Raw genomic sequence first — 1351 nt, forward strand, 5'->3', positions numbered from 1 at the left:
TGTGATGTCGCAGGACATTGGAATAGCCGGACCTACGAAGTTGTAGGTCCGGCTATTGCTTTGTGGGGCCGGGTGGCCGTCCGGTGGGCTGGTAGTCGCGGGTGGGGTCGAGTTCGAGTTCGCGGAGGATCTCGCCGGTGGTGGCGTTGATGATGGTGATGTCGAGGTCTTGGACCAGGAGTCGGACGTAGGTTCCGGCGTGGGTTCGTCCGACGCCGATGTGGTGCAGGCGGCCGTTGTGGCGCAGGGTCACTGTGCCGACGCGGTCGATCTTGTCGGTGCGGACCCGGTCGTGGGTCTCGTGGGCGCGATCAGCGCCCGGGGCGGCCTTGGGGCGTGCTTGGTAGGCCGCGGCCGGTGTGGCGCGGTGTTCCAGGGAGCGGTGCGGACGGCGCTGGTTGTAGTCGTCGCGGAACCGGTCCAGCAGGACCTGCAGCTCGGTCAGGGTGGCGGGCTGGTCGGGCTGGGCACGTAGCCACTTCTTCATGGTCTGCTGGAAGCGCTCGACCTTCCCGCAGGTGGTGGGGTGGTTGGGCCGGCTGTTCTTCTGGACGATGTTCAGCCGTCGCAGTTCGTGCTCGAGCTTGGACCGTCCACCCTTCCCGCCGGCGAACCGGACGGTGTAGACCATCCCGTTGTCAGTCAGCGTGGACGCGGGATAGCCGTGCTGGGCTGCGGTTTCGGTGAACGTGGTGAGCACGAGGTGCGCGGTGATGCGGTGGTGGCCCGAGGTGTGCAGTGCGTAGCGGGAGTGGTCGTCGAGCCAGGTGATGATCTCGACATCGCTACCGGTGGCTAATCGGTAGTGGGTGAAGTCGGACTGCCAGGTCTCGTTGGGCTGCTCGGCGGCAAAGCGGATGTAGGACGACTTCGGACGCTTCCTCGGTTCTGGGGTCACTTGGCCGTGACGGGTCAGGATCCGGTGCACGGTCGCCCGCGACAGGGTTGTGCCGTGGTGCTGGGTCAGGTGCCAGCAGATCGTGTCGGGGCCTGCGTCGTGTCCGGACTCGGTGAGGTTCTTGCGCAACGCCAAGACCAGTTCCACGGTCTCGGGCGCGGTGGCGGCCGGGGACGTCTTCGGTGCCCGGGACAACGGCTCGAACGCGGCATCGCCCTCGATCCGGTAGCGGGCCATCAGCCTGCTGATCCAGCCTTGGGACACGGCGTAGGTGCGGGCGACTTCGGACTGGGACTGGCCGGCCAGGACGGCGGTGATGACGAGGCGACGTTTCGACACCTCGCAGCCTCGAGCGGGGGCACCAGCCTGCTACGACGCCATGCCGATGTCGTGAGACATCACTATTCCGATGTCGTGAGACACCCCATTCCGATGTCCTGAGCCAGCACACTG

General features: G+C 66.4%; 1 protein-coding gene. It reads right to left on the reverse strand.

Annotated elements, in window-relative coordinates; genetic code table 11:
• Window positions 1–52 precede the first annotated feature (52 nt).
• On the reverse strand, window positions 53–1237 hold the full coding sequence (locus K4G59_RS19735) for an integrase core domain-containing protein (protein WP_231252771.1): 1185 nt from the start codon (window positions 1235–1237) through the stop codon (window positions 53–55).
• Window positions 1238–1351: the final 114 nt, after the last annotated feature.

The organism is Nocardioides furvisabuli, assembly GCF_021083185.1.
GTDB lineage: Bacteria > Actinomycetota > Actinomycetes > Propionibacteriales > Nocardioidaceae > Nocardioides > Nocardioides furvisabuli.